We start from the raw sequence: 26,092 nt of genomic DNA on the forward strand, positions 1-26,092 counted from the left end.
TGCCTAGCGACCCGCTGGCGTTCTCTGCAGACCGCAGACCGGTTCTCCCTTACTGTGGAAACACTGACTGCGCTCAACCGTATGACGAGGGAGTTGCCGTCTCGTCATCCGATAGCGGCTCCGGAGCCAGTGCTCGTATATTGCAAGCAACCCGCGGTTCCACTCCGAGGCACACCTGGACAGGATGACCGATCACTGAGGCTCGCCCTCGATAACGAAGCGGACCGTAAACGGCCCATCACACCGGAGCAAGGCCAGGGTGATGTAGTGTACGGGACCAGGGCTGTCCGTGACTGTTCCCCAGCTGTTGAATTGCTCGAATTACACAATACTATTTCGTTCAGTCAGCGAGAAGAACTGACGTTTCATCGGTGCACAACACCCCGGCTCAACTGCTACTCTGACCGGCCAGTACCGGGACGAGCAACTGGGGGTCAGAGGTTGGCTTACTCAGAATATATCGATAGTTCACGCGGACGGTCGTGTACGAACGAGCTCGTCCAGACACAGAGACCCACACCACAGAGCAGCGATGGCAGACGGGGACGGACGCGTCTACGGTGTCTCGTTTCCGCCCCGTCGTGAACAGCATCATCCACCGCAGACCGGAACGTGATGTGGCACGATCAGCCGTGCGATGGTTTTTCTTGCTCCCGACCAACCTCTAGGCGTGTCAGCATTCGACGCCGTACTGTTCGACCTCGACGAAACGCTCTGTCGCCGGACGCAGGATACGGCGGCGATGTACGCGGCAGCGTTCGAACACGTCGATGTGACACCCTTCGGCGAACCGGCGGACCTCTGGGCTGCGCTCGATGGGCCGCCGGATCACGACGACTGGACGGGGTATATCGGCGCGGGGTTCGCCCGTCTCGCCGCCCAGCACGGTCGGACGGACGTCGACCCCTTGGCCCTCGCTGCGGCGCTCCGGGAGTCCGTCGACGACGCCGCAGTCGAGTTCACCGAGGGAGCAAGTGCGGCACTGGACAGCGCCGCTGCCTGTGGTGCGGTCGGCATCGTTACGAATGGGCCGAAAGTGCGACAGGAACCGAAGCTCCGCACTCTCGGCGTCGCCGACCGTTTCGACTCCGTGGTGTACGCCGACGATTTGCGCCGAAAGAAGCCACACGCGCTGCCGTTCCATCGTGCGCTCGCCGAACTCGGGGTGTCGGCCGAACGGGCGCTGTACGTCGGTAACTCACTCACGTACGACGTTGCTGGGGCACAGAATGCCGGGGTCCCGGTGGCGTGGCTGCGGACCGAGGAGGGCGCCGCTGACCCCTACGCACCCGAGTACGTGATCGACTCGCTGTCGGAACTGCCGGCGATACTCGAGGGGGAGCGATGACCGGGGAGCAACTTGAGGCCGCCTTCACGGACGAGCGACTGCGCGCCGGTGCACGGGCCGCACTCCGAACGCTGGACGAGGCGGTGACAGCTGTGGAGCCGATCCCGCTGGGGAACAGGAAACGGACCGCAGTCGCCCGGTTCGAGAAGAGGGGCCCGGTCGTCGTGCAGGTGTGTACCGAGTCGACGTGGCTGCGGACCGAGGCGACGCTGTTGTCCATGATTCGCGACCGGACGGGAGTCCCGGTGCCGCCGGTGCTGGGGGCGGGTGAGCACGACGGTGTCGCGTATCTAGTAACCGCCTACGTCGCCGGCGACGACCTTCACGAACGGTTCACCGCGGTCGATCCCGGGGTACGGAAGCTGCTCGCGCGCTCGTTCGGGAGCTATCTGGCGCAGCTTCACGACGCGTTCGCGTTCGACGGCTACGGCCGGCTCGAGACACCGGGTGCGTTCTCGCCGCCCGGTGACGTGCTCTCGCCAGCGCACGAGGACTGGGCGGACTGGTTCCGGGGGTACGGCCTTCGGGCAGTGGACCGGCTTCCGGCGGAGTTCGACGCCCTGCGGCCCGAGCTGCGGGGACTGTTCGACGAGCCGGCGGTCGACGGGAGCGCACAGGCACGACTCTACCCGTGGGACTTCCGGCCGGGGAACGCCCTCGTCGCCGACGACCGGGTGACGGCCGTGCTGGACTGGGAAGCACCGCTGGCCGCTCCGGCGTCGCTGTCGGTCGCGAAAGCGGAGTTTCTCGTGGCCGACTGGTACGTGGACGAGCCTGCGCCACTCCGGGCGGCGTTCCGGACGGGCTACGAACGCGTGCGGCCGTCTCCCGAGGTCCCGACGGCTCACCGCGTTGCCGCGATCGCCGAGAGCGCCGTCGACTCGACAGGACGGGTGACCAACCCGCGGTATCCGGAACTGGATCGCGAGGGCGCTATCGCGTTCCATCGCGACTCGCTCGAGGCAGCGCTCGCAGGCGCACACGACTCGAACTGGTGAGCCGTTCTAGCCACGGGGGTACCGGTAGCATGTCAGGATGAGCGCAGCAGGCGCCGGTGATAGACGACGCAGTCGAGCGGCGGTGGCTACCCAGGCAATCGATACGACCGTCTCAGTAGTCGCCGAGGACGCCGAGCCGGCGCGCGCGCTGGGTGGACAGCTGGAAGACCGCGTAGCCGAGCCCGAGGTAGCCGACGGCGACCCCGACCAGCAGCGCCAGCTCGGTGGGCTGGAACTCCCAGAGCCGGACGCCGTCGACCATCGCCCGCTGGAGCAGCGCGCTCCCGTGGGCCAGCGGCAGGAGCTTCAACCACGGCATCTCCAGGACGGGCGCGGAGATCAGCACGACGAACCCGAACTGCAGGAGGTTCAGCCAGCTGCCGATGCGCTTGTAGAGGACGGTGATGCCACCGGCCGCGAAGCCGAGCCCCAGCACCGAGAGGATGCTGAGGGAGGCGATGACGACGATGGTGAGGACGTGCAACTGGAGGGTGGTACCGGTGAGAAGCAGCATCACCGCCAGGATGACCGACGAGATGAGGAACGTCCGGACCACCTTGGCGGCGCCTTTCAGCAGGGCGACGGGGGCGAAGCCGAACGGCGTCATCACGTGGCGTTCGAGCGTGCCCCACTGGACCTCGCTGCCGATGTCGTTGGAGATGGAGGAGTATGCGCCGACCGCCAGCGTCCACAGGAAGTAGCCGACGATGATACCCTCGATGGAGTCGGTCAGCGCCTGCCCGGCGAGCATCCGACCGCCGTAGAACAGCACACCGAAGAAAAACAGCGAGATGACGACGCCGCCGATAGCGTTGGCGGGGTACCGGACGAACAGCAGGAACTCCCGGTAGAGGACCGCTCGCGCGAGGTGGTAGTAGCCCGCCGGTCTGGGCGCCGAACCGTCCGTGTCGGTGCTCATCGGCCTCCCTCCCGGGTGAGCCCGACGAACACGTCTTCGAGGTCGGGTTCGACCGTGCGGATCCGCTCGGGTGTCACACCAGCGGTCGCGAGCACGTCCATGAGATCGTAGAGGTCGTCACCGCTCGCCTCGACGGTGAGTCGGGTCCCCCAGTCGAGGGTGTCGACGGCCGTGACCGGGAACCGCTCCCGGACAGCCGCGACCGCGTCGGCATCGAGGTCCGGGCTCTCGACCACGACGGTCCCGCCGGCAGCGCCGCGGAGCAGTTCGTCGACGGCGTCGTCGGCGACGATACGCCCCTCCGACATGACGAGCACGCGGTCACAGACGGCTTCGATGACGTCCATGTCGTGACTGCTGATGAGCACCGTGAGCCCCTCCTCCTCGGCGAGTCGGCGGAGCTCGCGCTGGAGCGTCCGGGAGCTCTCGACGTCGAGCCCGAGCGTCGGCTCGTCGAGGAACACGACTTCGGCGCCCCCGGCGAGCACGCTCGCCAGCGAGACCTTCTGTTTCATCCCCCGTGAGAGCTTCCGGACGGGCGTGTCCGCCCACTCCGCCAGGTCCAGCCGGTCGAGCAGGCGGTCGTGGCGGTCCGCGACGGAGTCTGGGTCGACTCCGCTCACCGTCGCGAAGTACCGGAGGTTCTCCCGGACGGTGAGCCGCCAGTAGTCGTTGCGTGCCCCTTCGAGCATCGCATCGACGTTCGCGTACGCCGCACGCGACCGGTCGCCGACGTCGATGCCGCGTATCCGGACCGTCCCTTCGTCGGGGATGACCATCCCGAGGACCGACTTGATGAGTGTCGTCTTGCCGGCACCGTTCGGGCCGAGGAGGCCGACGATCGAGCCCGTCTCCACCTCGAAACCGACGTCGTCGACCGCCAGCACCGAGTCGGGCCCCTCGTTGAACCGCTTCGTCACGCCCTCGACTGCGATGGCCGTCCCGCCGGCTGCCGTCCGGGCGTCGGGGTCGCCGTCGCTCCCGCGCCGCCGTTCGGCTGCCGCGTCCACAGAGCGGTCTACCGACAGTCCGGACGCGGCAGGTTGGTCACTCGACCCGGTATGTTCACCGCCGACCCCGCCCTGTTCGGTCATTGTCGGTAGTTAGGCTGCCAGCGGCAAAACACAGTCGGTGGGGTGCGAGCACGGCGACGTGAGCCACACACCGCGAGTCGTGCTGCCAGGCAGGCACTTGCGGTTCACCCGGACAGCAACGCCCCGGCTCGCTCGACGTCGTGGTCATTCTCACCACGACCGGCCTGACCTACCCCCTGATCCGTGTGCTGTGGCCGGTCGTGCTCGGGTGAGACATCGCGGGGGCAAGAACCAGCACCCCCGGAGCCCGAGGAGTGCTACCACTCGTCGTCCCACCAGTCGTCCCCCCAGTCGGCCAGCTCGCTTCTTGCCCGTCGGTTGGCTTCCTCCCACTCCTGCCGTTTCTTCTCGTGCTCGACATCGAACTCGTCGAGGCGACGACCAGCCGGATACGGGTGGTCGTGCTCTCCATAGTGAGCCGTAATCTCGGCGGCGGCCTCCCGTAACACGCTCACTCTGGCGTCGTGGAGTTCCCGAATCGTCTCCCTGGCGCGCTCGTCGTGGGCAGCCAGTTCACCAAGCGCGAGTACCCCCCAGAGTTCGAACTCGTGACCGTGCGGGTTCAGCATCTCGACGATCTGTGGGGCGTATCGCTCCGCACTCCCCGGGAGTTCCCGACTGATGTGTGCCAGCGTCAGCGCTGGTATCGTCCAGAAGTACTGCCGGCGTGACTGCCAGTCGTCGAGCTTGATGACCTCCTCCTCACTGTCCGGGTCCAGTTCCGCGAGCAGCATCTCTTCGTACGCTCTGGCCTCCAGCGGAGCGTCACGGGCCAGCCGCTCGACGACCAGCAGCAACCGCTTCTGCCGGTGGTCGGCGTACAGTCCGAACAGTCGCTCGTACACCTCTCCGTCCCCACAGTCGAGTCCCGACCAGAAGCTACTCCGACGTTGCGGATTCCTGGTCGCGTCGAGGAGACTGCTGACCAGCGTGCCCACGTGCTTCCGGTCGACCGACGAATCCCCTTCGAGCAACTCGACGATCTCCGTCGCGCGTGGAGAGTCCTTCCGCCTCGCCAGGAGGTCTAGCTCTCCCGGGGGCTGTTTCTCCCGCAACGCGCGTCCTGTCCACACCATAAATCCCAGGAACAGCACGACTGTCGCGACGGACTTGGACGCGTCCCCACCCCCGAGTGAGTCCAGAATCCCCAGCACCACCCCACTTGCCACCAAGTACACCAGGAAGTGGACCCCGATCGTTTGCAGGTGACTCTTGCCGTACCAGTAGTATCGTTTCAGCTGATTCATACGGCTCCTTCCCCGTTTCCTAACCCATGCTATCATGGATCATACCTGGCCATAAATTTTCGGCATCGTGTCATCGCCACGAATGGCATCGAGAAGCGCGCTACTGTCCCGTCACGCCGGTCAGCCAGTCGGCGACGTTCTCGACGAACGACCTCGCGACGTTCCGCGGCTCGGTGTAATACCGCCCGAGGAAGGACGCCCCGTCCGTCGGGAGGAGGAGGTGGTTCAGTCCCGTGTGGCGACTGACCGTCGCATCGTCGACGCCGTCCAGGGCAGTCCGCCAGGCCGCCGTACTCGAATCCGGTGGGACCTGAATATCTCGACTCCCCTGGCGAACCGTGACCGGAATCGACAGCCCGGCGGCGACCGAGCCCTGGTCGTAGTCCGTCACGGCGTTCCAGAACGCGCCGTACTGGCCGAACACGCGTCGTCCTGCCGGGAACCCGTCGGCCGACACCTGTTCACCGACCCGTTCGAGACGGTCCAGCGTCGACCGTTCGTCGTCCGAGACGGTGCCGTCCCACGCGTATATCTGGCGGAGCTGGTAGCGGTTCGCCCGCCACAGCGCCCGTCCCGGCACGTTTGCGAGCACGAGGGCGGCGGCGTGGTCGCTCCGCTCGGCGATCATCGGGCCGAGGTAGCCGCCGAGACTGTGGCCGAGGACGCCGACGCCGTCAGACTGCACACCGGGTCGTGTGGCCAGCGTCCGGACGGCCGCACGGGCATCTTCGACCACGGTCCACCCCGGGGTTAGCGTCGTCACGTCGTCGACGGAGTACTCCCTGGTGCGCTTGCGATAGCGGAGCACGGCGACGCCCCGACTCGCCAATCCGACCGCGAGGTCCCTGAACGGCTTCTGGGGCCCGACGGTCACGTCCCGGTCCTGCGGCCCCGACCCCGGCACTAAGACCAGCCCCGGAACGGGGCCCTCACGGTCGGTCGGGAGCGTTACAGTCCCGGGCACCGGATAGCCGGTTCCCGCATCTACGGTCACCGGTTCCGCCGTGTAGCTGCCTGTCCGGGCGTACGAGGGCAGACTGTACGAGCCGACCTGTTCGAGCGAGAACGACAGCCCGGTCACGGCGCCGTCGCGAACGTCGACCGTGACGGCGAGCCGTCCGTGACCGCCTTGGACGGAGACGAGCACGGAGTCAGCGTCGTCCGCCGTCGCTGTCGCAGTACTCGTCGTCGTCCCGGAATCCCCGGCCCGTGTCGTGCTCCGGATATGTTCACCGCCGTCGATGAACCAGCGCTGTTTCTTCCAGCGCTCTTCGAGCTGCTGTTCCGAAAGCTGTCCCGCCAGGGACGACGAGAACAGAGACCGTGCGGCCCCGTACTCCTCCGCCAGCAGGTTCTCGACGACCGACCGTGCGACCGTTCCCGTTGCCGGTGTGTCCGTCGTCGTCGGGTCGTCGGACGGTGGAGCGCTCGTCGTCCGTTCGGTCGTGGTAGGGGCCGTCGTCTCGCCGTCGTTCGACGTCAGGCCGAGACAGCCCGCCGTCGTGGCGACGAGCGCGCTTCCGAGCGCCTGGAGGGCCCGACGTCTGCCGCGACCGGTCCGCGTCATGCGCCGGTCGGCTCGTAGGTGTTCAGTTTGTAGAGCAGCCGCCCCACCGCGACGAGGATGGCGAGTCCGACGAGAGGGCCGAGAGACGACGGGACGTCGGTGACAGAGGCGAGGCCACCGAACGCCAGCACGGCGATCCCGACCCGCAGTATCGTGTTCCCCGCCATCTCCGCGACCACGTCGTCGGGAATCGCCGACTGACCGTCGTAGCCCGCCAGGAGGAACGTCCACCCCAGGAACCTGACGAGGATACCTCCGACGGTGACGATGCCACCGGCCGCGAGCCACTCGACCGCGGTCGATTCTGGAACCGGCATGTCAGATGGTCACCTCGCGACACTCGACGCCTGAGGAGAGGTGACCGAGGAGCGCCTCGGTCACCGCCTCACGCTCGTGGTGCACCCAGTGCGACGCGTCGGGGAACCGCCGCAACCGCCCGTCCTCGCAGCGGTCGACGCTCTCCTCGGCCATCACGGGGCGGAGTGCGATGTCGTCCTCCCCCCAGCAGACGAGCGTCGGCTGGGTGACGGTGGTTCGTGATGGCGGCTCCGACCGACGGAAGCCCCGGTACCAGTCGATCCGCGGCCCGATGCCGCTGTGCTGCCAGGCCGCCCGGTAGCGCTCGATGGTCTCCTCGTCGAACGTGCCCGGGTTCGAGGTGATCTCGAGCGAGTCGACCATGTTGGCCATCCCGTTCCGACGCAGCAGCCACTCGGGGAGCTTCGGGAGCTGATAGAACCAGACGTACCAGCTCCGCGCGATCTGCCGTGGACTGGACCGGAGAGTGTCCCGGTACACCGTCGGGTGCGGGACGTTCATAATCGCGAGCCGGTCGACCATCGAGGGCCGACGGAGCGCGAGGTTCCAGGCGACGAAGCCGCCGAAGTCGTGGCCGACGACGTGGGCCGACTCGCGCCCCTCGCTGTGTATCAGGTCGACCACGTCGGCGACCAGCTCCGACTGCCGATAGGCGTCGACGCCGTCGGGAGCCTCGCTCAGGTTGCAGCCGCGCTGGTCCGGAACGACCACGCGGAACCCGGCGTCGACGAGCGCGCCGAGCTGGTCGCGCCAGCCGTACCAGAAGTCGGGGTGCCCATGCAGGAGGACGACCAGCGGCGCGTCGGGGTCGCCAGCGGCCACGACGTGGAGCTGCACGCCGTTGACCTCGCGGTAGGTGGATTCCAGCCCGTGGTCGGGCAGGAGCGATGCATCGGTGTCCGGGAACGAGTTGGTGACCGACATCGGAGATGACTCGGGAGTCTCGCTCAGTTCAGTATCGGTACGACAGTCGTGAGACGGGGACCTTCGACAGCTAGACGTACAGGCCGTGGCCGAATACGCGGACTGCCACACCGGTGAGGGGACTTTTACCCGAGCCCGCTACCGGACGAGCTCGCCGAACACGCGTTCCTCGACCTTCCGGAGGTGCTCGCCGACCGTTGCGGGGGCGATGCCGACGGCCTCGCCGATGTCCTCGAGCGAGGCCTCGCGCGGTTCGCTGTAGTAGCCCAGCTCGACCGCGACCTCGAGCACCTCCTCCTGGCGGGACGTGAGCATCCGGCTGAACGAGGACCGGTCCGTCTCGTACTCGCCCATGTTCAGGACCTCGACGGTCATCGAGTCGAGCTCGTCCACGTAGTCGGACAGCTCCTGGAACGTCTCGCCGGTCCCCAGGTAGGTTATCTCGAGGTGGTCCTCGGACGTGAACCGGATGGGCGTATCGACGACCAGCAGCGACTCTCGTTGTAGTTCCAGGGACCGCCGGACCGTCTCCGTCGGTTCGAACTGGCTCACGGCCAGCCAGCGGTCCGCCCCGGCGGTGAGATAGTCGAGGACGTGGGGCGATTCGTCCATTATCTGTCTGTAGCGGTCCTGACTCCCGCTCGCCTCGGCCAGCAGCAGCACCGTCCCGTCGGCGAGCAGCTCGACGTGGTGGATCGCCCGCCGTTCGATGGACGGCTCGTTGCTCAGTTCGTTCCCGAGTGGATGGAGTGCACTTCCCCCGTCTGCTTTGACCAGTACCGTGAGATATCGCATGGACTCACCCGTCGTGCGCGGTATCGGACGACTTGGGCAGACCCGCATATAAATTCCGACACAGGTGAGGCAGCGTGCATACCCGACCGACACCGAAAACTGCCACCTGTGGACGATGCAACGCCAACGACACTTGCCCCCCGACCGACTCGTCGACGAGGTGGTCACAGCTCTCCCCGACGACGCCGTCGTCGGCCGTGACACACACCAGAACGCTCCCGCCGTCGTAGTGCGGGCCGACAGCGTCCAGACGGCTCTCTCGGTGCTTCGCTCGGAGCTCGGACTCGACCATTGCTCCTGTGTGACCGCACAGGAGTACGCGGACCGCTTCGAGACCATCTACCACCTCACCAGCTTCGACGACCGGAGCCGCGAACTCTCCGTCGTCGTCCCCACGAAGCGGGACGCCCCGATCAGCGAGTCGGCCGCGTCGGTCTACCGGACCGCCGAGTGGCACGAGCGCGAGGCGTACGACCTCCTCGGCATCGAGTACGAGGACCACCCTGACCTCCGCCGTATCCTCCTGCCCGAGACCTGGCAGGGCCACCCGCTCCGGGAGGACTACGACCAGGACCGGCCACAGATCGTGCCCCTGAAGGCCCACGCCAACCCGCTGCAGGAGGACCACCGCGGCGGCGGGACCGACACGATGTTCCTCAACATCGGTCCCCACCACCCATCGACCCACGGCGTGATGCACCTGAAGGTGACCCTCGACGGTGAGCAGGTGATCGACGTGGACCCGGATATCGGCTACATCCACCGGTGCGAGGAGCAGATGTGCCAGCGTGGCACCTACCGCCATCAGATAATGCCGTACCCCGACCGCTGGGACTGGGGTGGCGCGGGCCTGCTCAACGAGTGGGCCTACGCCCGCACCATCGAGAGCCTGGCCGACATCGAGGTCCCCGAGTACGCACAGGTCCTCCGGACGATGAGCGCCGAACTGTCGCGCATCCTCTCGCACTTCCTGTTCACCGCCATGTACGCGCTGGACGTCAGCGGCGAGTTCACCGCCGCCTTCATGTGGGGGTTCTGGGACCGCGAGCGCGTCCAGGACATCCTCGAAGAGCTGACGGGCCAGCGCCTCATGTTCAACTACTTCCGGGTCGGCGGCGTCGCCTGGGACATTCCGGAGCCTCGCGACGAGTTCTTCGAGATGGTGCGTGCGTTCACCGACGACCTCCCGCACAGGCTCGACGAGTATCACAGCCTGCTGACGAACAACGAGACGTTCCAGCTCCGCTGTGTCGACACCGGCCACCTCGACCCTGACGTCGCGAAGCAGCACGGAGTCACTGGCCCGGTCGCCCGCGGCTCCGGTATCGACTACGATCTGCGCCGCGACGACCCCTACGGCTACTACGACCACCTCGACTGGGACGTCGTCACCGAGGACGACTGTGACAACTTCGCCCGCGTGCTCGTCCGCCTGCAGGAGATCGAGGAGTCGGCGGCGATCATCGAGCAGTGCGTCGACCTGCTGGAGGACTGGCCGGAAGAAGAGCGCACCTGTCAGGCGAACGTGCCCCGGACCCTGAAGCCCACCGGCGAGTGCTACCGGGCCGTCGAGGGAGCGAAGGGCGAGCTCGGCATCTACATCCGCGCGGACGGCACCGAGACCCCGGCCCGGTTCAAGATCCGCGGCCCCTCGTTCTCGAACCTGTCCGCGCTCCCCGCGATGGCCGAGGGCGAGTACGTCGCCGACCTGGTCGCGACGCTCGGGAGCCTCGACACCATCATGGGGGAGGTGGACCGATGACGAGGGCTGGCTGGCGACCGTGGGCGTTCGACCCCGATGAACAGGTGACGTGCATCGCCTGCGGCGACGAGGTCGCCCGCGACGACGCCCGGGAGTACGACAAACACGGCGACCGCTGGAGCCGCGACGGGAAGCAGTTCGAGTACCTCTGCAAGCCCTGCTACCGGGAGTGCTGCCACCAGAACCGTGACGGCCTCGAGGAGAAACTCGTCGCGGCCGACGCCGGCCGGACCGACCAGCGGACGTTCCTCAGACGGTTCTGCGAGCGAGCGGCGGACGACGCGGAGTCGCGCGCCTGACCGCGCCCGCACCGGAGCCTCGCCACCGGAGCTGTTCGACCGCTTGGCCGTCCAGCGGCCTGCACGCCCATTTGACGCCCGTGTACGCAGCCCTCACCGGAACAGCACCGTCGGCGACCGCGCCACGTCGGCGACCGACTGTTCCGCCTCGATGGCGGGCAGGCGGACCGTCGCGACGGTGCCGTCGTCGTCCCCCCGGATCTGGAAGGAGCCACCGTAACGGGTGACGATCCAGTTGACGAGCCAGAGGCCGAGCCCGCTCCCGTGTTCGAGCGCGGACTCCTTGCCCTTCGAGATGACCTGTGCCTCCATCTCGTCGATGCCCGGGCCGTCGTCGGCGACGGTGCAGACGACCCAGTCATCGTCGTCGACGGCGGTGACACGGACCGCGGGCGCGGGTGATGGGTCGTGTTTGAGGCCGTTCTCGACGAGCTCGGCCAGCGCCTGCTCGAGTTCGACGCCGGCACAGACCGCGCGGTCGGTGCGGCAGTCCAGCTCGACCGTCCCGTCGGGGAACTGCTCGCGCTGGTCCTCGACGAGGGCAGCGAGCATGGCGCCGGTGTCGAGGCGGCCTGGCTCGCGTTCGTAGCGCGCGTAGCGCTCCAGTTCGCGGGCCTGCTCGGTGAGGTGGACGAGCGACTCGGCGGTGTTGACGATGCGCGAGCCGAGGCTCGCGGTGTCGGCGTCGTCGTCGCGGAGCAGGTCACCGAAGCCGAGCAGCGCGTTCATGTCGTTCCGGAGGTTGTGCCGGAGCACGCGGTTGAGCAGCTGGACGAGCTGCTCGGTCCGCTTGCGCTCGGTGATGTCGGTCTGGAAGCCGAGGAACTGGGAGACATCGCCGTCGTCGTTCTCCACGGGGCTGACCTGCACCTGGTTCCAGAACGGCGTGCCGTCCTTGCGGTAGTTGATGAGTTCGACGAGCACCGGCTCCTCGGCGGCGATACGCTCGCGGAGGGCTGCGACACGTCCGGAGTCGGTCGCCTCGCCCTGGAGGAACCGGCAGTCGCGGCCGAGCACCTCGTCGGTGTCGTAGCCGGTGACGCGCTCGAACCCCTCGTTGACGTAGAGCAGTGGGTTGCTGTCCCCGCCGGCCTCGGCGATGGAGATGCCGATGTCGGCCTCGTCCATCGCGCGGTTCTTCAGCCGGAGCTCGCGCTCGCGGCGCTTCCGTTCGGTCACGTCCCGACCGACGCCCTGGACGCCGACGACCTCGCCGTCGTCGGTGACGGGCGTCGCGTTCACCTCGATGACGACCTGCTCGCCGTCGGCGTCGGCGAAGTCGAGTTCGACGTTCTCGGCGGACTCGCCGTCGAGGGCATCGGCGTAGGCGACGAGTGCGTCGTCGAGCGTGGGCTGGGTGATGATGTCTGCAAAGGGCGAGCCGACGAGCGCCTCGGCCTCGTATCCCAGCGTCTGTTCGACCGCGGGAGAGACGTAGGTGAACTCGCCGTCGAGGTCGATCTGGAACAGGATGTCGAAGCTGGTCTCGGCGATTCGCTCGATGCGAGCCTTCTCGCGCTGGAGGCGTTCGTTTCGCTGTTCGAGTTCCCGTTCGTAGCGCCGGCGCTCTAACGCCTGTCCGACGACATTCGCGAACACCTCGATGAAGACGGTCTCCTCGGGCTCGAACCCGGCAGAGCGGCGCTCCCGGCCCCCGAAGCAGACCGTCCCGTACACCTCGTCGTCCACGAGGATCTTCGCACCGATGTACGTCTCCAGACCGAACGTCTGGAGGGCCGTCTCGGAGACCGCGTCGGAGGCCGTCGCGTGGTGGACCGCGAGGTGGCCGTCGAGTTCGACGGTGTGGCGACAGTACGCCTCGTCGAGCGGGCAGCTCTCGCCGGGCTGGATGAGCTCGTGGTCGCCGGCCGCCTGCTCGATGGTCTGGGTCCCGCCCTCGATGCTGGTGAGGAACCCGATTGGCAGGCCGAGGTACTCCCGACCGATGTCGAGCCCGTCGGCGACGAGCTCGTCGACCGGGCGGCCGTGGTCGGCGAACACCTCGTAGAGCTCCTCGCGGCGAGAACTACCGTCCATCAGGCACCGCTTGGGCTGGCTACACTATAACCCGTGTGGCATCGATGGTCGCCTGCCATCGGACGCATCGAGTGGCATTCTGGGAGGAGACTGCCATGGATCGCCCAGCCAGACGGACTCCTCGCGACCGCCGGGACCGCGCTCGCCGCGACCGTGGGCGGCTGTCTCGGGCTGGGTTCGAGCGAGCGCGACCTCGTCGACTACGTTCGGGCGGTCGAGCGGGCACACCGCCGGAACGGGCTGCTTCTGGGAGAACAGCAGTACGGTCGCCTGTCTCGACTGACGCTCGCGCCGGAGGCGCGTCCCGGCTACGAACCGTCCGTGTTCGCCGCGACCCGGTCGGCCTGTTCCTCCAGGTCGGCAGCGAGGGCCCGCGCCTGCTCCGGGCTCAACTGGAGTTCCTCCATGTGCGCCGGCAGCAGGTCCTCGGTCATGTTGTCCAGCTCGAACTGGAGCTTGACGTGGTCGGGCGACTCGCGCGCCGCCGTTGCGTTGCAGACCGCGAACACCTCGTCCTCGAAGTCGTGGCCCTTGACCCGGGCGTCGACGAGGTCCAGCGTCGTGTAGGCGTTCACCTTCAGGAGTCGGTCGGCCATACCGGAGTGAGTGCCGCGAGGCACTTAGCGGGCGCGACCGTGGCAACGGCTCACCGTCGGCAACACCCGTGCCCCCCTCGCTTCGATGGCCCCGGCTCGGGGCGCCATCTCGGACGACACCGTTCCGCCCGTCGTCGTCTACTCTGACCTGCCGATGAAGCTCGCGGTCGGCGTCGGGCTGCTCGCGTGGCTCCGTACGGGACCGGCGGTGATTTCGACCGGCGTAAAGGGTTCGGCCTGAATGTCGCGTACTTTACTTCCTCGTCGGGCGGCTGCTGCTGCTGCTGTTCCCGGGGCAGTGATGGGCGTTCCGACGGGCTGACCCATAGATTGATTATGCACGCGATAATATTATCGTGTGCATAATGATCGACCGCGAGCGAGAACGTGACTGGTTGCAGTCCCACCTCGATGAGGACCGACGCCAGCTCCTCGTTCTGTACGGTCGTCGACGAGTGGGGAAGACGACGCTCGTGACCGAGGTTCTCGACGAGCGAGACACCAGTTCGGTGTACTATCTCTGCGACCAGCGCGGACCCGAGGTCAACGCGCAGGCGTTCGCTCGACGGCTCGCGGACGTGTTCGACGACGTGGAGCCATCGGTCAGTGGGTTCGTCGATGCGTTCAGGTACCTCATACGGCGCGTCGACGGCCCGTTCGTCGTCGCCATCGACGAGTTCTCGTACCTCGTCGAGGAGGACGAGAGCGTTCCATCGGTGTTCCAGAACATCGTCGACGACGTGCTCGACGGTACCGACGTGTCACTCGTCGTCCTCGGGTCCTCGATATCGATGATGGAAGAGGGTGTGCTGAGCTACGAAAGCCCGCTGTACGGTCGCCGAACCGGCCAGTGGCGGCTCGAACCCCTCACTGTCGGTGACGCGTCGGGGTTCCTCTCGACGTACGACTCGGTCGAACTGGTCCAGGCGTACAGCGTCGTCGGCGGAGTTCCGGCGTACCTCGAACAGTTCGACCCGGATGACGACCTCGCCACCAACGTCGAAGCGCGCATCCTCTCGAAAGGTGCGTTCCTCTATGAGGAGCCCGAATTCCTGCTCAGACAGGAGCTCAGGGAGCCGACGACCTACATGGCGATACTCGAAGCGATGGCGGCCGGGGCAACACGAGTTACCCAGATCGGGAGCGAAATCGACAAAGCCGCGAGCAGTATCTCGCGGTACCTCGACAACCTCGAACGACTCGCGCTCGTCGAGCGGGAGACGCCGGTCACGGACCCAGACGGCCGCGGCGTGTATCGATTGGCGGATCAGTTCCTGCGGTTCTGGTTCCGCTACGTGCTCCCGAACCGGGCGACGCTCGAACAGGGACATACCGAACCTGTCCGCGAGTCCGTGGTCGAGACGTTACCGACACACGCCAGCTGGACGTTCGAGGACGTATGTCGACAGGCGGTCAGCCAACCCGACTTTCCGGTCGCGTGTTCGCGCGTCGGGCGCTGGTGGTACGACGAGCTGGAGGTCGACGTCGTCGGACTGAACGAACACGACGAGACGCTCCTCCTCGGCGAATGTAAGTGGACAGAGGAACCGGTCGGGTCGAGCCTGCTGACGGACCTCGAACGAATCGAGCCGGAGGTCCGATGGCGCGGCTCCGACAGATCGGTCACGTACGCGCTGTTCTCGAAAGCGGGATTCACCTCGGAACTAGAGACCACCGCAGAACAGCGCGACGACCTCTCGCTGTTCGACACCGACGACGTGTTGGCGGTGTTCTAGACGCTCGCCTCAGTCGTCCGCCGACAGCGGCGTCCCGTCGGGCGACGCCGGTGCGGGGGAGTCGTCGAGCGAGTCCTCCTCGGCGTAGGGGTACCAGGTGCGCTTCGTGTTGTGCATGAACGGGTCGTCGTAGCTGGTCTCCTCGGGCTCGACCAGCGCGGCCAGTTCCTCGTCGTCGCGGGCGGCGACGAACTCGCGGAAGCTCTGGCTCTCGTCTTCGCGCTGGTCCTCGAAGTTCGCGAGCAGGTTCCGGATGGCACCGGGCACCTCGTCGGCGGGCACGCGCTCGGTCACCCAGGAGGCGAACTGGGGCTCCTCGCCGAGACCGCCCCCGAGGCCGATGTCGAGCGCCTCGACCGGCTCGCCGTCCTTCCGGGTCTTCATGCCACGCAGGGAGATGTCGGCGATCTGAGGCTGGGCGCAGGAGGCGGTGCAGCCCGAGAGGTGGATGTGGAAGTCCTCGACGCCGGCGGGGAGCGCGACGTTCTCCTTCAGCCAGCGGGCGTAGCGCACCTGCCGGTTCTTCGTCTCGACGATGGAGAGCGAGCAGAACTCGGTGCCGGTGCAGGCGATGGAGCCGCGCATGAACGGGTGCGGGTCCGGCGAGTAGTGGTCGAGGGCCGGCTCCGCGAGCAGGTCGTCGACGCGCTCGTCGGGCACGTCGGTGAGGATGATGTTCTGGCGCTGGGTGAGCCGCACCTCGCCGGAGCCGTGCTCGTCGGCGGCGTCTGCGATGTCGAGTGCGTCGTCCGCGCCGATGCGGCCGACGAGGACGTTCAGCCCGACGTAGTTGTTCCCGTCGGGCTGGCCGTGGACACCGACGTGGTCGTGCTTGCCCGCGGCCTCGCCGGCGTTGTAGCTGTACTCCGAGCGGAGGTCCTCGCCGGCGGTGTGGAGCTCGAATTCGACGAACTCCTCCTGCAGGACGTCACGGAGCTTCTCGGGGCCCCACTCGTCGACGAGGAACTTGATGCGGGCGTTGTATCGGTTCTCGCGGTCGCCGTACTCGCGGAACAGCGCGGAGATGCCGCCCGACACGTCGGCTGCCTGCTCGGGCGTGACGAACACGTCGATGTCGCGAGCGAAACGGGGCTCGTTCCGGGCGAGCCCGCCGCCGACGCGGACGTTGAACCCTTCGCGGTCCTCACCGTCGATCTCCTTCGTCGCGGGTTCGAGGGCGAGGTCGTTGATGTCGCCCTGGCCACAGCCCTCGCGACAGCCCGTCACCGAGACCTTCCACTTCCGGGGCAGGTTCGAGTGCTCGGCGTTGCCCTTGAAGCGGTCGTTCAGCTCGTGGATGGTCGGGAGCGCGTCGACGTGTTCGTGCTCGTCCTTCCCGGCGACCGGGCAGCCGACGATGTTGCGCCAGGAGTCGCCACAGGCCTGCATCGTGGTGAGCCCGGCGGCCTCGAGCTCGTCGAAGATGGCGGGAACGTCCTCGATGTTGATCCAGTGGAGCTGGATGGCCTGTCTGGTCGTCACGTCGAGCCAGCCGTTGCCGAACTCCGGGTTCTCGGCGGGGCCGGTCGAGTACTCCTTCGCTATCTCGGCGACGGTCCGGAACTGCCCCGGTTCGAGCACGCCGTTGGGCGGCCCGATGCGCATCATGAAGTAGGACTCCTGGCCGGCGCGCTGGTGGTACAGGCCGTACCACTTGAAGCGCTCGAACCAGGCGTCGCGCTCGTCCTCCGGAATCGAGTCCCAGCCCGTCTCGGCGAATCGCTCGATGTGTTCGCGGATGTCCGTGCCGTAGAGCTCGGACTTCCACTGTTCCACGTCGGTCGGCATGGAACGGCCTACGACGGCCACTCCTATACCGGCGCGCTCCGCGTCAGGTTCCCCCGGTGCTCGCCGTCACCGGATATCGTTGCCGGGTTCGAGCCGGGGCCGGAGTTCGCCGGGGTCGTACGGGTGGAACGCGCCGTCTCGCACCCGGCCGACGGCGAGCCAGTCCAGCGCGCCCTCGGTGCCGCAGTCGATGCACTGCCCGACCGCCTGGACGGCGACGCCGTCCCGGTCGACGCCCACGTCGGTGAACGCTTCCAGCACGACGTGGGCCGTCTCGCAGCCGCAGAAGTCGGTGACTGCGAGGGGCCAGATATCGCTGTTGGGCACCCGACGCTGGTTGTCGACGCTGATCCACGCGCCGTCGTCCAGCACGCGCAGTTCCGTTGCCATACCCGACGTTGGCGCTGCAGCAGGGTGGTCCCGTCGCCCGATGCAACGCTTCGTGCGTTCGACGACGCCGGACGGCGGGGCGAATCGACCCCCGTCCGTCGGTTCCGGCCGTGACCCCGCGTCAGAGATACCGGCCGGAAGCGCCGGTACTCCCGAGCCCCGGTTACGATTGTCCGGGCAGCGTCGGTTAAGGAGGGGGAACCGTTACGTCACGACGATGACCGACGAGTCGACACCCGACCGAGCAGACTCCGAGCGCCAGCACGCCTCCGCCGACGTGGCACCGGAGCTGTACGAACCGGAGGCGCCACGATGACCGGCCGGTCCGTCGAAACCGACGATGACGACGCCGACGACGAAGCAGACGAGGGCCGGCCCGACGCCCATCTCCGTGACCTCGACCCCGGCGCGGGCTGTACCGAAATCTGGGAGCACCTCTCCGAGGAGCGCGACGAGGAGTGAGCGGGACAGACCAGCAGGGAGCTTTTGCATGGTGACCCCCAACGACGCCCAATGAGCGACGAACGGCCCACCCGGACCGAGCGGGAGTCACCCGTCGGCGAGCCCGTCATCCGGGGCGACCCAGCCGTGACCGGCGAGCGCGCCCGCGACGCGGTGCAGTTCGACCCGGCCGACCCCGACTCCCTCGCCGCGGCCGCCGAGACCGTCGACGCCTTCGCCCGTAACACGGTCGGTGCCGAGGACAACGTCTACATGCTGCGCGGGGCCGCCGCCTGCGCCGCCCTCGTCCGCGGCGAGGGCTCCTACACCGCCGCCGCAGAGCGCGTCGGCGAGCCCACGACCGTCTCCTTCATCCGGAAGTGGGCCCGCGTCCACGACCTCCCCGAATCCATCCGGCGGCACGTCGCCCAGGGCCACATCGCGCCCTCGGCCGCCAAGCACATCGCCCGCGTCGGTGGCGAAGCCCGCCTCTACCTCGCCTGGGGGGCACTCGACGCCGGCCTCACGGTGCGAGAGGTGCGCTCGGTCGCCAGCGCCGTCAACGACGGTGCCTCCGTCGCCGACGCGCTCGCCGAACACGACGTTACCCTCGGCGCGCTCGACCTCACCCTCCCGCCCGCGACCTACCGCGAACTCCGGCGACGCGCGTCGGTCGAGAACCGGACGCCCGACGACGTGGTCGCCGAGGCGCTCGACGAGTATCTCTGACATCGGCTCGATTGCGATTTTCGAACCCACACCACCGGCGCGTGGCTGGCGAGCGTGCCGAACAGGGTAAGGTCTCCGCGAACGCAGTGAGCGGAGGGCAGCGAGACGACGGAGGAGTCTCGCCAGGCCGCTCGCTACACTCGTGCGAGGGATGAGCACCGCAGGGAGCGGTCACGAGACTCTCTGCGTCTCGTGAGCATCTCGCAGAATCTTCGAGTTCTGTGGACGTTGCCAGACTGCGTCTGGCAAGCAGTCAGAACGCGGACGCAGCGAGCCTCTCGAGTCGAGAGTGCCGGGGCTTTCTGGCTGTTGCCGACTCCAGCAGTTCCCTCGACTGAGAACACGTGAGCCGTTCCAGCAGACTGAACTATCGACCGCAGAATCGGGCCGCCGCATCAGCAATCACGGCACCGGCAGTCTCGACCTCGCGAACGTCGATGGACTCGTCGGGGAAGTGCGCCTGGTCGATGCTCCCGGGACCGAACAGCACCGTGGGGATGCCTGCATGCTGGTAGTGTCGGCTGTCCGCGCCGAAAGTGCCCCCGTACGGCTCCGAGTCCAGCCCGGCCTCGTCGGCGGCCGCCCGAACCGCCCCGACGACCGGGTCGGCCGGGTCCACCGACGCTGGCTCGAACTGGATGGAGAAGCGCTCGAACGTCGGCGGGTGCTCGGAGAGCCACTCGCTCTCGGCGACCACCTCGTCCAGCCGCGCCTGGAACTCGGCCTCGACGCTCGCGACGGTCTCGCCGGGGGCGACGCCGATTCGCACCTCGGCAACGAGCTCGTCGGGGACCGCGGAGGCCCAGTTGCCCGCGCGGACGGTGCCGACACAGACCGGCCACTTCACCGGGTAGTCCTCGTACAGGGGATGGTCGACGCGTGCCTCGCGCTCGGCCTCCAGCTCCTCGAAGGCGTGTCGAATCGCCTCGAAGTGCGGGAGGACGGACTCGCCGCGCCAGCGCGTCGCCGCGTGGGCGGAGCGACCCTCGATGCGCAGCCGTTTCATCACGCTGCCCTCGACGGCGGTGACGACGCCGAGTTCGGTCGGCTCGCCGATGATGGCCGCATCGCGGTCGAACGGGTACGGGTTGTCCATCGCCGCCGCCGCGGCGCCGATGCCGCCCTCCTCCTCGCCGGCGACGCCCTCGACGACCACGCGGCCGTTCAGGTCCGGCCCGTCCGCACCCGCTGCCAGCTCGGCGAAGTGGCGCGCCGCGAACACGCAGGACACCAGCCCGCTCTTCATGTCCGCGGCCCCGCGGGCGGTCACCCGGTGGCCGTCCCACTCCGGCTCGAACGGGTCGCTCGACCACGCCGACCGCGTCGCCGGCACCACGTCGACGTGACCGTTCAGCACCAGCGTCGGCCCGGCGTCGGGGTCGCCGAACTCCACCACGCCGGCGACCGACGGCCGGTTCTCGACCTCGATCTCGGCGGGGTCGTCGGGGAACGACGGGTGCTCGGCCAGCGCCGCCGCGTCGGCGGTCCACTCGTACGTCTCGAAGCCGAACTCCTCGAACCGCTCGCGGAGCCAGGCCATCGCAGGTGCCTCCTGTCCGTCGGTCGTATCGAACCGGAGCAGCTCGTCGAGGAACTCACGGAGGTCTCCACCCCATCGGTCGGCGAACCCAGTCATGGATAGGAGTGGTTCGACCCGCCGCTAAAATCGTTCGATGCACTCCTGGCGAACGACAACCCTTTAACCGTGCCACTGCCAACTGTCGAGCGCACGGGCCGGTAGCTCAGTTAGGCAGAGCGTCTGGCTTTTAACCAGACGGTCATGGGTTCAATTCCCATCCGGCCCGCTCCTGCTCCGAACGCACGTGAGGAGCGAAGCGGTTCCGAGAGAGTTGAAGCAGAGAGGACACGCGCAGCGGAGCGAGCATGTCCGACCGAGGTTCAGTTCCCATCCGGCCTGCTCCGAACACACGTGAGGAGCGAAGGGGCCACGAGGGAATTGAAAAAGACGAGTCACAGCCCGGAAGGGTCGAAGGCCGCACGGCCGGACCGCATCGGCGTTGTTCGAATCCTTCCCGCCATACTCCCGCGAGGAACGGTGTCGCCACGGTGGGTCGGGAGAAAGCCTACACACCGGCACTCGAAACTTGTCGATGATGCGACGACAGCGAGCAGCTTCACTCGTGAGTGTCGGCCTGCTCGGACTTGGAACGTGGCTACCGTGGCTACGACTCCGACCGGGCCGGGAGGTCTTCCTCCCCGTCTACGTCCCAGGGCTGGGTAGCGGCCTCGAATACTTCGGTTTCCCGCTGCTGGTCTGGAGCGTCCTCGTTGGGGTTGGTCTGTTCGCCCGCCCGGACAGTCAGTTCACCACGACGGCTGCAGTCATCACGGGCTGTGCCGGCAGCCTCGCCGTTGCCGTCGAGTTCTCGTCACTGCTCGGTAGCCAGTACGCACCGGCGGCTGGCCTGTATCTGACGGCGCTCGGGAGCACGCTGCTCGTCGTGTCGCGCGGCTGCCGGGCACTGGTCACGAGCGACGAACGCAAAACGCAGTAGAAGAATCCGAACTCCGTTACTCCTTCCGCGGGAGGTACGCCAGCGTCACCAGCAGCACCAGCGCGAGGCTGCCCACGATGACGACGCCCCAGAAGCCGTTGATGCGCTCGTTGAAGCGGCTCTTGTCGTGGAGCTGGTCGTAGAGCGCGACCTGGGCGTCCTGGCCCTGCTGGAGCGTGACGGTGTTCTCGTTGGTGAAGTGGACGGCGTAGTCGACGCCGTTGAGCGTGACGTTCTCGTGCTGCCCGAACGTCACCTCGTTGTCACGCGGCGCGGTCCAGGTGAACGTCGCCTGCTCAGGTGCCGTGGTGATGGTGGTCTCGTTACCGTTGTAATCGAGCGTGCTCGTCGCGTCGATGGTGCGCGGCTGGATGCTCGAGTTGTTGGAGTTCTCGATGTACGTGTCGACGCGCGTCGCCTGACGGTCCGGCGTGTCCGGCTCGGCGTCGATGTACTGCACGCCGTCGACCCACTCCGGGCTGAACCGGTCGGTCGGCTCCCAGCGCAGGCTGATCTCGGTCGGCTCCGACGTGTTCGCGATGTACGCGCGGTAGGTGTCGCCCTGGTAGGTGACCGTGGAGTTGTTCGCCCAGCTCTCCGTCCACTGGGCGGACTCGTTGGTCCACACGAGCGCTGCCTCGTACGTGGTGCCGCCACCGCCACCGTGGCCGCCGCCGCCGCCCTCACTCGCGGACACGTCCGTGACGTTGTACACGCGGTCGTTCACCGTCAACGTCGACCCCTTCTGCAGAGTCTCGCCCGGGTCCTCCAGCGAGACGGCCGGTTCCTCCGCGGTCGAGATGAACGCGAAGGCCCCGGCGGTGATAACGAGGAGGAGTACGACGTAGGCCGCCGCTGCTCGTCGTTGCATAGTCGGAGCCTCGGACGCGCTGCCTAAAACGATTTCTCTTTGCGTGGACGCCGTCGGGCGTGCTGGCACGGGTTCGGGTCCGAACCCACGGGTGCAGCCCGCCCTCGCGACCCGTCGGCGGACCTTTGAGGCCCCCAGCCGTACCGCAGGGCATGACGCTCTTCGATGCAGTCGCAGACCTGCCGCTGGTGGTCGACGACTACCGACTGCGACGCCACGAACGCGACACGTCGAGCGGGTTCTCGCGCGTGACGACCGTCTTCGAGCTCCACGGCGACGGCTACGTCGGCCGCGGCGAGGACGTGACCTACGATGCAGACGACCACGAGGCCCTCCAGTCCGCCCACGACTTCGACTTCGACGGCGAGTACGCGTTCGACGAGTTCTCCGCGATGCTCGACGACGTCGAGCTGTTCCCGGAGCCACCGGGACAGACGGCCGCCCGTCACTACCGCCGCTGGGGCGTCGAGAGCGCCGCGCTCGACCTCGCGCTCCGACAGGCCGAGACGAACCTCGGCGACGTACTCGACCGTTCGTACGACCCCGTCCGGTTCGTCGTCAGCACGCGGCTTGGCGAGCCGCCGACGTTCGACCGCATCGAGGCAATCCAGGCCGTCACCCCCACCGCGGAGTTCAAGCTCGACCCCGTCTCGGAGTGGAGCGACGACCTCGTCGCCGACCTCGCCGACACCGGCGCGGTCCGCCTGCTCGACCTGAAGGGCCAGTACGAGGGCACCGAGGTCGACCAGCCCGCAGACCCCGACCTCTACCGGCGCGTGCTCGAAGAGTTCCCGGATGCCGTCGTCGAGGACCCCGCGCTCACCGACGAGACGCGCCCCCTGTTCGACGGCGAGGAGGGCCGCGTGAGCTGGGACTACCCAATCACCGGCGTCGAGAGCGTCGAGGACCTCCCGTTCGAGCCCGACTGGCTCAACATCAAGCCCTCGCGCTTCGGGACCGTCGAGTCGCTGCTCGACACGCTCGACTACTGCGCCGACCACGACATCAGCCGCTACGGCGGCGGCCAGTTCGAGCTCGGGGTCGGACGCGACCACATCCAGGCGCTCGCGTCGCTGTTCTACGCCGACGCACCGAACGACGTGGCACCGGGCGGCTACAACGACCCGGAACTCGACGACGACCTCCCGGCCAGTCCGCTCTCGCCGCCGGCCGACCCGGCCGGCATCCTCTAGCCCGTTACTCGCCGTCGGTCGGTCCTCCATCCGTCGCCCCGCCTTCGTCGTCCGCGGTCGGGAGGTCCCGCGCCAGCCGGTCGAACCGACGCTGCGATGCCGCCGCCCGTTCCTCCGTCTCCGTCGGCCGATAGGAAAGCACTCGAAGGGTGTCACCACACACCCGCAGCTCGAACACCGCGCCCTGCTCCCGCCCCGGTGGCGGCAACTCCCGTCGGTGTACGAACAGCTCGTCGACCACCTCGCCGTCCGCCTCCACCAGCAGCACCGCTGTCTCCTCCTCGAACCGGTCCAGAACTGCCGTGTACTCTCGCATCATGTGTACTCGTCCTCGACGACGACGGCCCCCTCGTCGGTCGTGACGAGCACGGTGTCGCCGTCGTTGTTCCAGATCGCGCCGTCCGCACCCCAGTACAGCTCGCCGTCGCCATCGGTTCCGCTGCCAGTGGAGATCCTCACTCGCTCGCCCGGCGCGAGCGTCACGCCCGACGGGAAGGTGTAGCGATGCCCCGCAGCGTCCGCCAGCACCCAGCCGCCCAGGTCGAGCGTCGAGTCGCCCGTGTTCTCGAAAGTGAGGTACTCGTCGTCGAGGTTCTCGTTGTCGTTCCCGGCCGCATCCGCGTGGACCTCGACGAGCGAAAGCTGTCCCGCGGCCGACGTCACTGTGCCACCGTCCGGTGTGATGGCGTCGACGGATGTCTCCGAGTCAGCGACGAACTGCTCGCGCACGGCGACCGGGTCACTGTTTCGCGGGTCGGCCGCCTCGGCCTCCCGCAGCGCCGTCGCGACCGTCGTCGCCGACTGCTGTGACAGCACCGTCACGGTCCGCCCATCGCTCCGGAACACCACGTCGCCGTGGACGCCGGTCCAGTACGCCGGAATCGACCGCGTACCCAGCCGTTCGAGCACTTTCTGGTGCGGGTGCCCGTACTGTGAGTCGTACGCGCTCGAGATCACTGCGACTCGCGGCTGTACGGCGTCGAGCAACGCCGACCCCGTGCTCGACCGGCTCCCGTGGTGCCCCGCGAGCAGCACGGTCGACCGAAGCCCGTCACCGTAGGTCGACACCAGATACTGCTCCTCGACCACACCCGCATCGCCCGTGAACAGGACGCTCGTGTTCTCGTGCGCGATGCGGAACACCAGACTGTTCTCGTTGCGGTCGACGTTCGCCAGCGGCTCCTCCGGTGGGCCAAACACGGCCACGTCGACGCCCTCGATTGGCAGCTGTGCCCCCGCCCGCGTCTGGAACAGCGGCACGTCGTACTCCTCGACCGCGTCGAGGTACCGCTCGTACGTCGCCGACGACGACGCGATACCGGGGTCGTACACCGCCCCGACGCCCTCACCTGCCGTCTCGAAGTGCTCGATGACCGCCGCGTGGCCACCGATGTGGTCCGCGTCCGCGTGCGAGGTAACGAGGTGGTCGATGCGCTCGACACCCTGCTGTTCCAGATAGTCGATGACTATCTCGCCGTCGTCGTGCCAGTCGCCCGAGTCGACCAGCACCGTCTCCCCGGCCGGTGTGATGACGAGCGCGCTCGCTGACTGCCCGACCGCAATGACGTGGACTTCGAGCGTGCCGTCGACTGTATCCGTCGCTGCCGTCCCTCGTTCGTCGGTCGTACTGGCCACCCCCGGGCCCGGCGCGCCGAGGCAGCCGCTACAGACGACGAGTAACACCAGCAGCGCCACCGATCCGCGGGTTGTGGTCCGCACGCCAGAACGTACTACCGAGATGTCGATAAACGTGGTTGCCAACTGAGTGTCACGACGCCCCGGTCGGAGACCGGGCCGCGGCGCGAACGAAGTGAGCGTCCGCGGCCCCATGCGGTCGCTGGGCGGTCGCGTCGACGGTGGGCCTCGTCTTTCGCGGAAACATCGAGTTCCGAACCGTGGTCACCCGCCGCTTCGAATCACGGACGGCCGTCTCACGACCTGATTCGTCACAGAAAGCCAAGGGCCGGATTTGAACCGGCGGTGGGCGGCTCTGCAGGCCGCTGCGTTCGGCCGGACTCTGCCACCTTGGCGCGATTTTCACTACTGGTCGGCCGAGTTTAAACGTAGCGATGTACGCCGTCGCCACGGCGATCGGCGTGCCCGACTATCGAGTTGCCGAAGAGACCTATGGACGTGGCTGTAGCTATCGAGTCGCTAACTGCAGTCGACGACCCACAGCCCACTACGGGCTGTTGCTCGTCGAAAACTGTGAATGAAGTATGAATGGCAGGCGGCGAATCGCGTTTCCCAGAGGCTCGCGCACTCCAGTACTCCCCGACACGCTGGCGAGCTTAACTTCCGTGTTCGGGATGGGTACGGGTGTTGCCTCGCCGCTGTGGCCGCCTTAACGCCGACCAACGGAGTTGAACCGTTGCAGTGGAACCGATCGTCGGTATCCTACACTCGTGTGTTCGCGCAATCCAGTTCGCGCCTGGACCATTCCGAGTACAGTTCGGTGGTCCCAGTATGCGGTATGACTAATGGCATGATCTGTTAGTGCTCGCGGGCTTAACGCCTCGTTGCC

At 67.5% G+C, this 26,092-nt stretch carries 25 protein-coding genes, 2 tRNA genes and 1 rRNA gene; 11 read left to right on the top strand and 17 right to left on the bottom strand.

What is annotated here, in order from left to right:
• Positions 1-670: 670 nt before the first annotated feature.
• Both NO978_RS18850 and NO978_RS18855 read left to right on the top strand, forming a co-directional pair.
• Positions 671-1,348: an HAD family hydrolase gene (locus NO978_RS18850; RefSeq protein WP_257301080.1), complete on the top strand. Its 678-nt coding sequence runs from the start codon at positions 671-673 to the stop codon at positions 1,346-1,348.
• Positions 1,345-2,346, top strand: a complete 1,002-nt coding sequence (locus tag NO978_RS18855) for a phosphotransferase family protein (RefSeq protein ID WP_257301081.1) — start codon at positions 1,345-1,347, stop codon at positions 2,344-2,346. The genes NO978_RS18850 and NO978_RS18855 overlap by 4 nt, the downstream gene beginning before the upstream one ends.
• 112 nt (positions 2,347-2,458) lie before the next feature.
• On the opposite strand, the gene NO978_RS18860 is transcribed toward NO978_RS18855, so the two are convergent.
• The 7 genes from NO978_RS18860 to NO978_RS18890 all read right to left on the bottom strand — a co-directional run bounded on the left by NO978_RS18860 (position 2,459) and on the right by NO978_RS18890 (position 9,210).
• Positions 2,459-3,265 carry an ABC transporter permease gene (locus NO978_RS18860; RefSeq protein ID WP_257301082.1) on the bottom strand — a complete coding sequence of 269 codons (807 nt, stop codon included), beginning with the start codon at positions 3,263-3,265 and terminating at the stop codon, positions 2,459-2,461.
• On the bottom strand, positions 3,262-4,359 hold the full coding sequence (locus tag NO978_RS18865; protein WP_257301083.1) for an ABC transporter ATP-binding protein: 1,098 nt from the start codon (positions 4,357-4,359) through the stop codon (positions 3,262-3,264). Before NO978_RS18865 ends, NO978_RS18860 begins: the two co-directional genes overlap by 4 nt.
• 257 nt (positions 4,360-4,616) lie before the next feature.
• A complete protein-coding gene (locus NO978_RS18870; protein WP_257301084.1) occupies positions 4,617-5,606 on the bottom strand; it encodes a hypothetical protein in 990 nt (329 codons plus the stop codon).
• A 100-nt stretch (positions 5,607-5,706) separates the two neighbouring features.
• Positions 5,707-7,173: a hypothetical protein gene (locus tag NO978_RS18875; protein WP_257301085.1), complete on the bottom strand. Its 1,467-nt coding sequence runs from the start codon at positions 7,171-7,173 to the stop codon at positions 5,707-5,709.
• Entirely contained in the window at positions 7,170-7,490 is a 321-nt protein-coding gene (locus tag NO978_RS18880; RefSeq protein WP_257301086.1) for a DUF3784 domain-containing protein, read from the bottom strand. Before NO978_RS18880 ends, NO978_RS18875 begins: the two co-directional genes overlap by 4 nt.
• 1 nt (position 7,491) lies before the next feature.
• Positions 7,492-8,415, bottom strand: a complete 924-nt coding sequence (locus NO978_RS18885) for an alpha/beta fold hydrolase (RefSeq protein ID WP_257301087.1) — start codon at positions 8,413-8,415, stop codon at positions 7,492-7,494.
• 138 nt (positions 8,416-8,553) lie between these two features.
• On the bottom strand, positions 8,554-9,210 hold the full coding sequence (locus NO978_RS18890) for a helix-turn-helix domain-containing protein (protein ID WP_257301088.1): 657 nt from the start codon (positions 9,208-9,210) through the stop codon (positions 8,554-8,556).
• 115 nt (positions 9,211-9,325) lie between these two features.
• Here NO978_RS18890 and NO978_RS18895 point away from each other — a divergent pair, with 115 nt between their 5' ends.
• Together NO978_RS18895 and NO978_RS18900 are read left to right on the top strand one after the other, a co-directional pair.
• Positions 9,326-10,972, top strand: coding sequence for an NADH-quinone oxidoreductase subunit D (locus NO978_RS18895; protein WP_257301089.1), 1,647 nt, complete (start codon positions 9,326-9,328; stop codon positions 10,970-10,972).
• The gene (locus tag NO978_RS18900; RefSeq protein WP_257301090.1) at positions 10,969-11,271 is read left to right on the top strand and encodes a hypothetical protein; all 303 of its coding nucleotides are present in this window, start codon (positions 10,969-10,971) and stop codon (positions 11,269-11,271) included. Before NO978_RS18895 ends, NO978_RS18900 begins: the two co-directional genes overlap by 4 nt.
• A 93-nt stretch (positions 11,272-11,364) precedes the next feature.
• On the opposite strand, the gene NO978_RS18905 is transcribed toward NO978_RS18900, so the two are convergent.
• The gene (locus NO978_RS18905; RefSeq protein WP_257301091.1) at positions 11,365-13,308 is read right to left on the bottom strand and encodes a PAS domain S-box protein; all 1,944 of its coding nucleotides are present in this window, start codon (positions 13,306-13,308) and stop codon (positions 11,365-11,367) included.
• A gap of 308 nt (positions 13,309-13,616) precedes the next feature.
• Positions 13,617-13,904, bottom strand: a complete 288-nt coding sequence (locus tag NO978_RS18910; protein WP_257301092.1) for a DUF6360 family protein — start codon at positions 13,902-13,904, stop codon at positions 13,617-13,619.
• 85 nt (positions 13,905-13,989) lie between these two features.
• Here NO978_RS18910 and NO978_RS18915 point away from each other — a divergent pair, with 85 nt between their 5' ends.
• Both NO978_RS18915 and NO978_RS18920 read left to right on the top strand, forming a co-directional pair.
• A complete protein-coding gene (locus NO978_RS18915; RefSeq protein ID WP_257301093.1) occupies positions 13,990-14,145 on the top strand; it encodes a hypothetical protein in 156 nt (51 codons plus the stop codon).
• 124 nt (positions 14,146-14,269) lie between these two features.
• A complete protein-coding gene (locus NO978_RS18920; RefSeq protein ID WP_257301094.1) occupies positions 14,270-15,640 on the top strand; it encodes an ATP-binding protein in 1,371 nt (456 codons plus the stop codon).
• A 9-nt stretch (positions 15,641-15,649) separates the two neighbouring features.
• Here the strand turns inward: NO978_RS18920 and NO978_RS18925 are convergent, their stop codons facing one another.
• Positions 15,650-17,428 (bottom strand): nitrite/sulfite reductase, encoded by a 1,779-nt coding sequence (locus NO978_RS18925; protein WP_257301095.1) that lies wholly within the window; start codon positions 17,426-17,428, stop codon positions 15,650-15,652.
• A 66-nt stretch (positions 17,429-17,494) separates the two neighbouring features.
• Positions 17,495-17,818, bottom strand: coding sequence for a hypothetical protein (locus tag NO978_RS18930; RefSeq protein WP_257301096.1), 324 nt, complete (start codon positions 17,816-17,818; stop codon positions 17,495-17,497).
• A 312-nt stretch (positions 17,819-18,130) separates the two neighbouring features.
• Between NO978_RS18930 and NO978_RS18935 the strand changes: the two genes are divergently transcribed.
• Both NO978_RS18935 and NO978_RS18940 read left to right on the top strand, forming a co-directional pair.
• Positions 18,131-18,280: a hypothetical protein gene (locus NO978_RS18935; protein WP_257301097.1), complete on the top strand. Its 150-nt coding sequence runs from the start codon at positions 18,131-18,133 to the stop codon at positions 18,278-18,280.
• 51 nt (positions 18,281-18,331) lie between these two features.
• Positions 18,332-18,988: a hypothetical protein gene (locus tag NO978_RS18940; RefSeq protein ID WP_257301098.1), complete on the top strand. Its 657-nt coding sequence runs from the start codon at positions 18,332-18,334 to the stop codon at positions 18,986-18,988.
• A gap of 367 nt (positions 18,989-19,355) precedes the next feature.
• On the opposite strand, the gene NO978_RS18945 is transcribed toward NO978_RS18940, so the two are convergent.
• Complete coding sequence (locus NO978_RS18945) at positions 19,356-20,624, bottom strand: M20/M25/M40 family metallo-hydrolase (RefSeq protein WP_257301099.1); 1,269 nt, start codon at positions 20,622-20,624, stop codon at positions 19,356-19,358.
• Positions 20,625-20,719: 95 nt separating this feature from the next.
• Here NO978_RS18945 and NO978_RS18950 point away from each other — a divergent pair.
• Positions 20,720-20,793, top strand: a tRNA-Lys gene (locus NO978_RS18950).
• Between the two features lie 309 nt (positions 20,794-21,102).
• The gene (locus NO978_RS18955; protein ID WP_257301100.1) at positions 21,103-21,504 is read left to right on the top strand and encodes a hypothetical protein; all 402 of its coding nucleotides are present in this window, start codon (positions 21,103-21,105) and stop codon (positions 21,502-21,504) included.
• 16 nt (positions 21,505-21,520) lie between these two features.
• On the opposite strand, the gene NO978_RS18960 is transcribed toward NO978_RS18955, so the two are convergent.
• Positions 21,521-22,375, bottom strand: coding sequence for a hypothetical protein (locus tag NO978_RS18960; protein WP_257301101.1), 855 nt, complete (start codon positions 22,373-22,375; stop codon positions 21,521-21,523).
• Between the two features lie 152 nt (positions 22,376-22,527).
• Between NO978_RS18960 and NO978_RS18965 the strand changes: the two genes are divergently transcribed.
• Entirely contained in the window at positions 22,528-23,568 is a 1,041-nt protein-coding gene (locus NO978_RS18965; RefSeq protein ID WP_257301102.1) for a hypothetical protein, read from the top strand.
• A 4-nt stretch (positions 23,569-23,572) separates the two neighbouring features.
• On the opposite strand, the gene NO978_RS18970 is transcribed toward NO978_RS18965, so the two are convergent.
• The 4 genes from NO978_RS18970 to rrf all read right to left on the bottom strand — a co-directional run bounded on the left by NO978_RS18970 (position 23,573) and on the right by rrf (position 25,915).
• Positions 23,573-23,887, bottom strand: a complete 315-nt coding sequence (locus tag NO978_RS18970; RefSeq protein ID WP_257301103.1) for a DUF3006 domain-containing protein — start codon at positions 23,885-23,887, stop codon at positions 23,573-23,575.
• Positions 23,884-25,287 carry a lamin tail domain-containing protein gene (locus NO978_RS18975; RefSeq protein ID WP_257301104.1) on the bottom strand — a complete coding sequence of 468 codons (1,404 nt, stop codon included), beginning with the start codon at positions 25,285-25,287 and terminating at the stop codon, positions 23,884-23,886. Before NO978_RS18975 ends, NO978_RS18970 begins: the two co-directional genes overlap by 4 nt.
• 235 nt (positions 25,288-25,522) lie before the next feature.
• Positions 25,523-25,598, bottom strand: a tRNA-Cys gene (locus tag NO978_RS18980).
• 195 nt (positions 25,599-25,793) lie between these two features.
• Positions 25,794-25,915: ribosomal RNA gene (gene rrf, locus NO978_RS18985) — 5S ribosomal RNA — on the bottom strand.
• Positions 25,916-26,092: the final 177 nt, after the last annotated feature.

Origin of the sequence: Haloarchaeobius sp. FL176, from assembly GCF_024609245.1 — an archaeon.
Classification (GTDB): domain Archaea; phylum Halobacteriota; class Halobacteria; order Halobacteriales; family Natrialbaceae; genus Haloarchaeobius.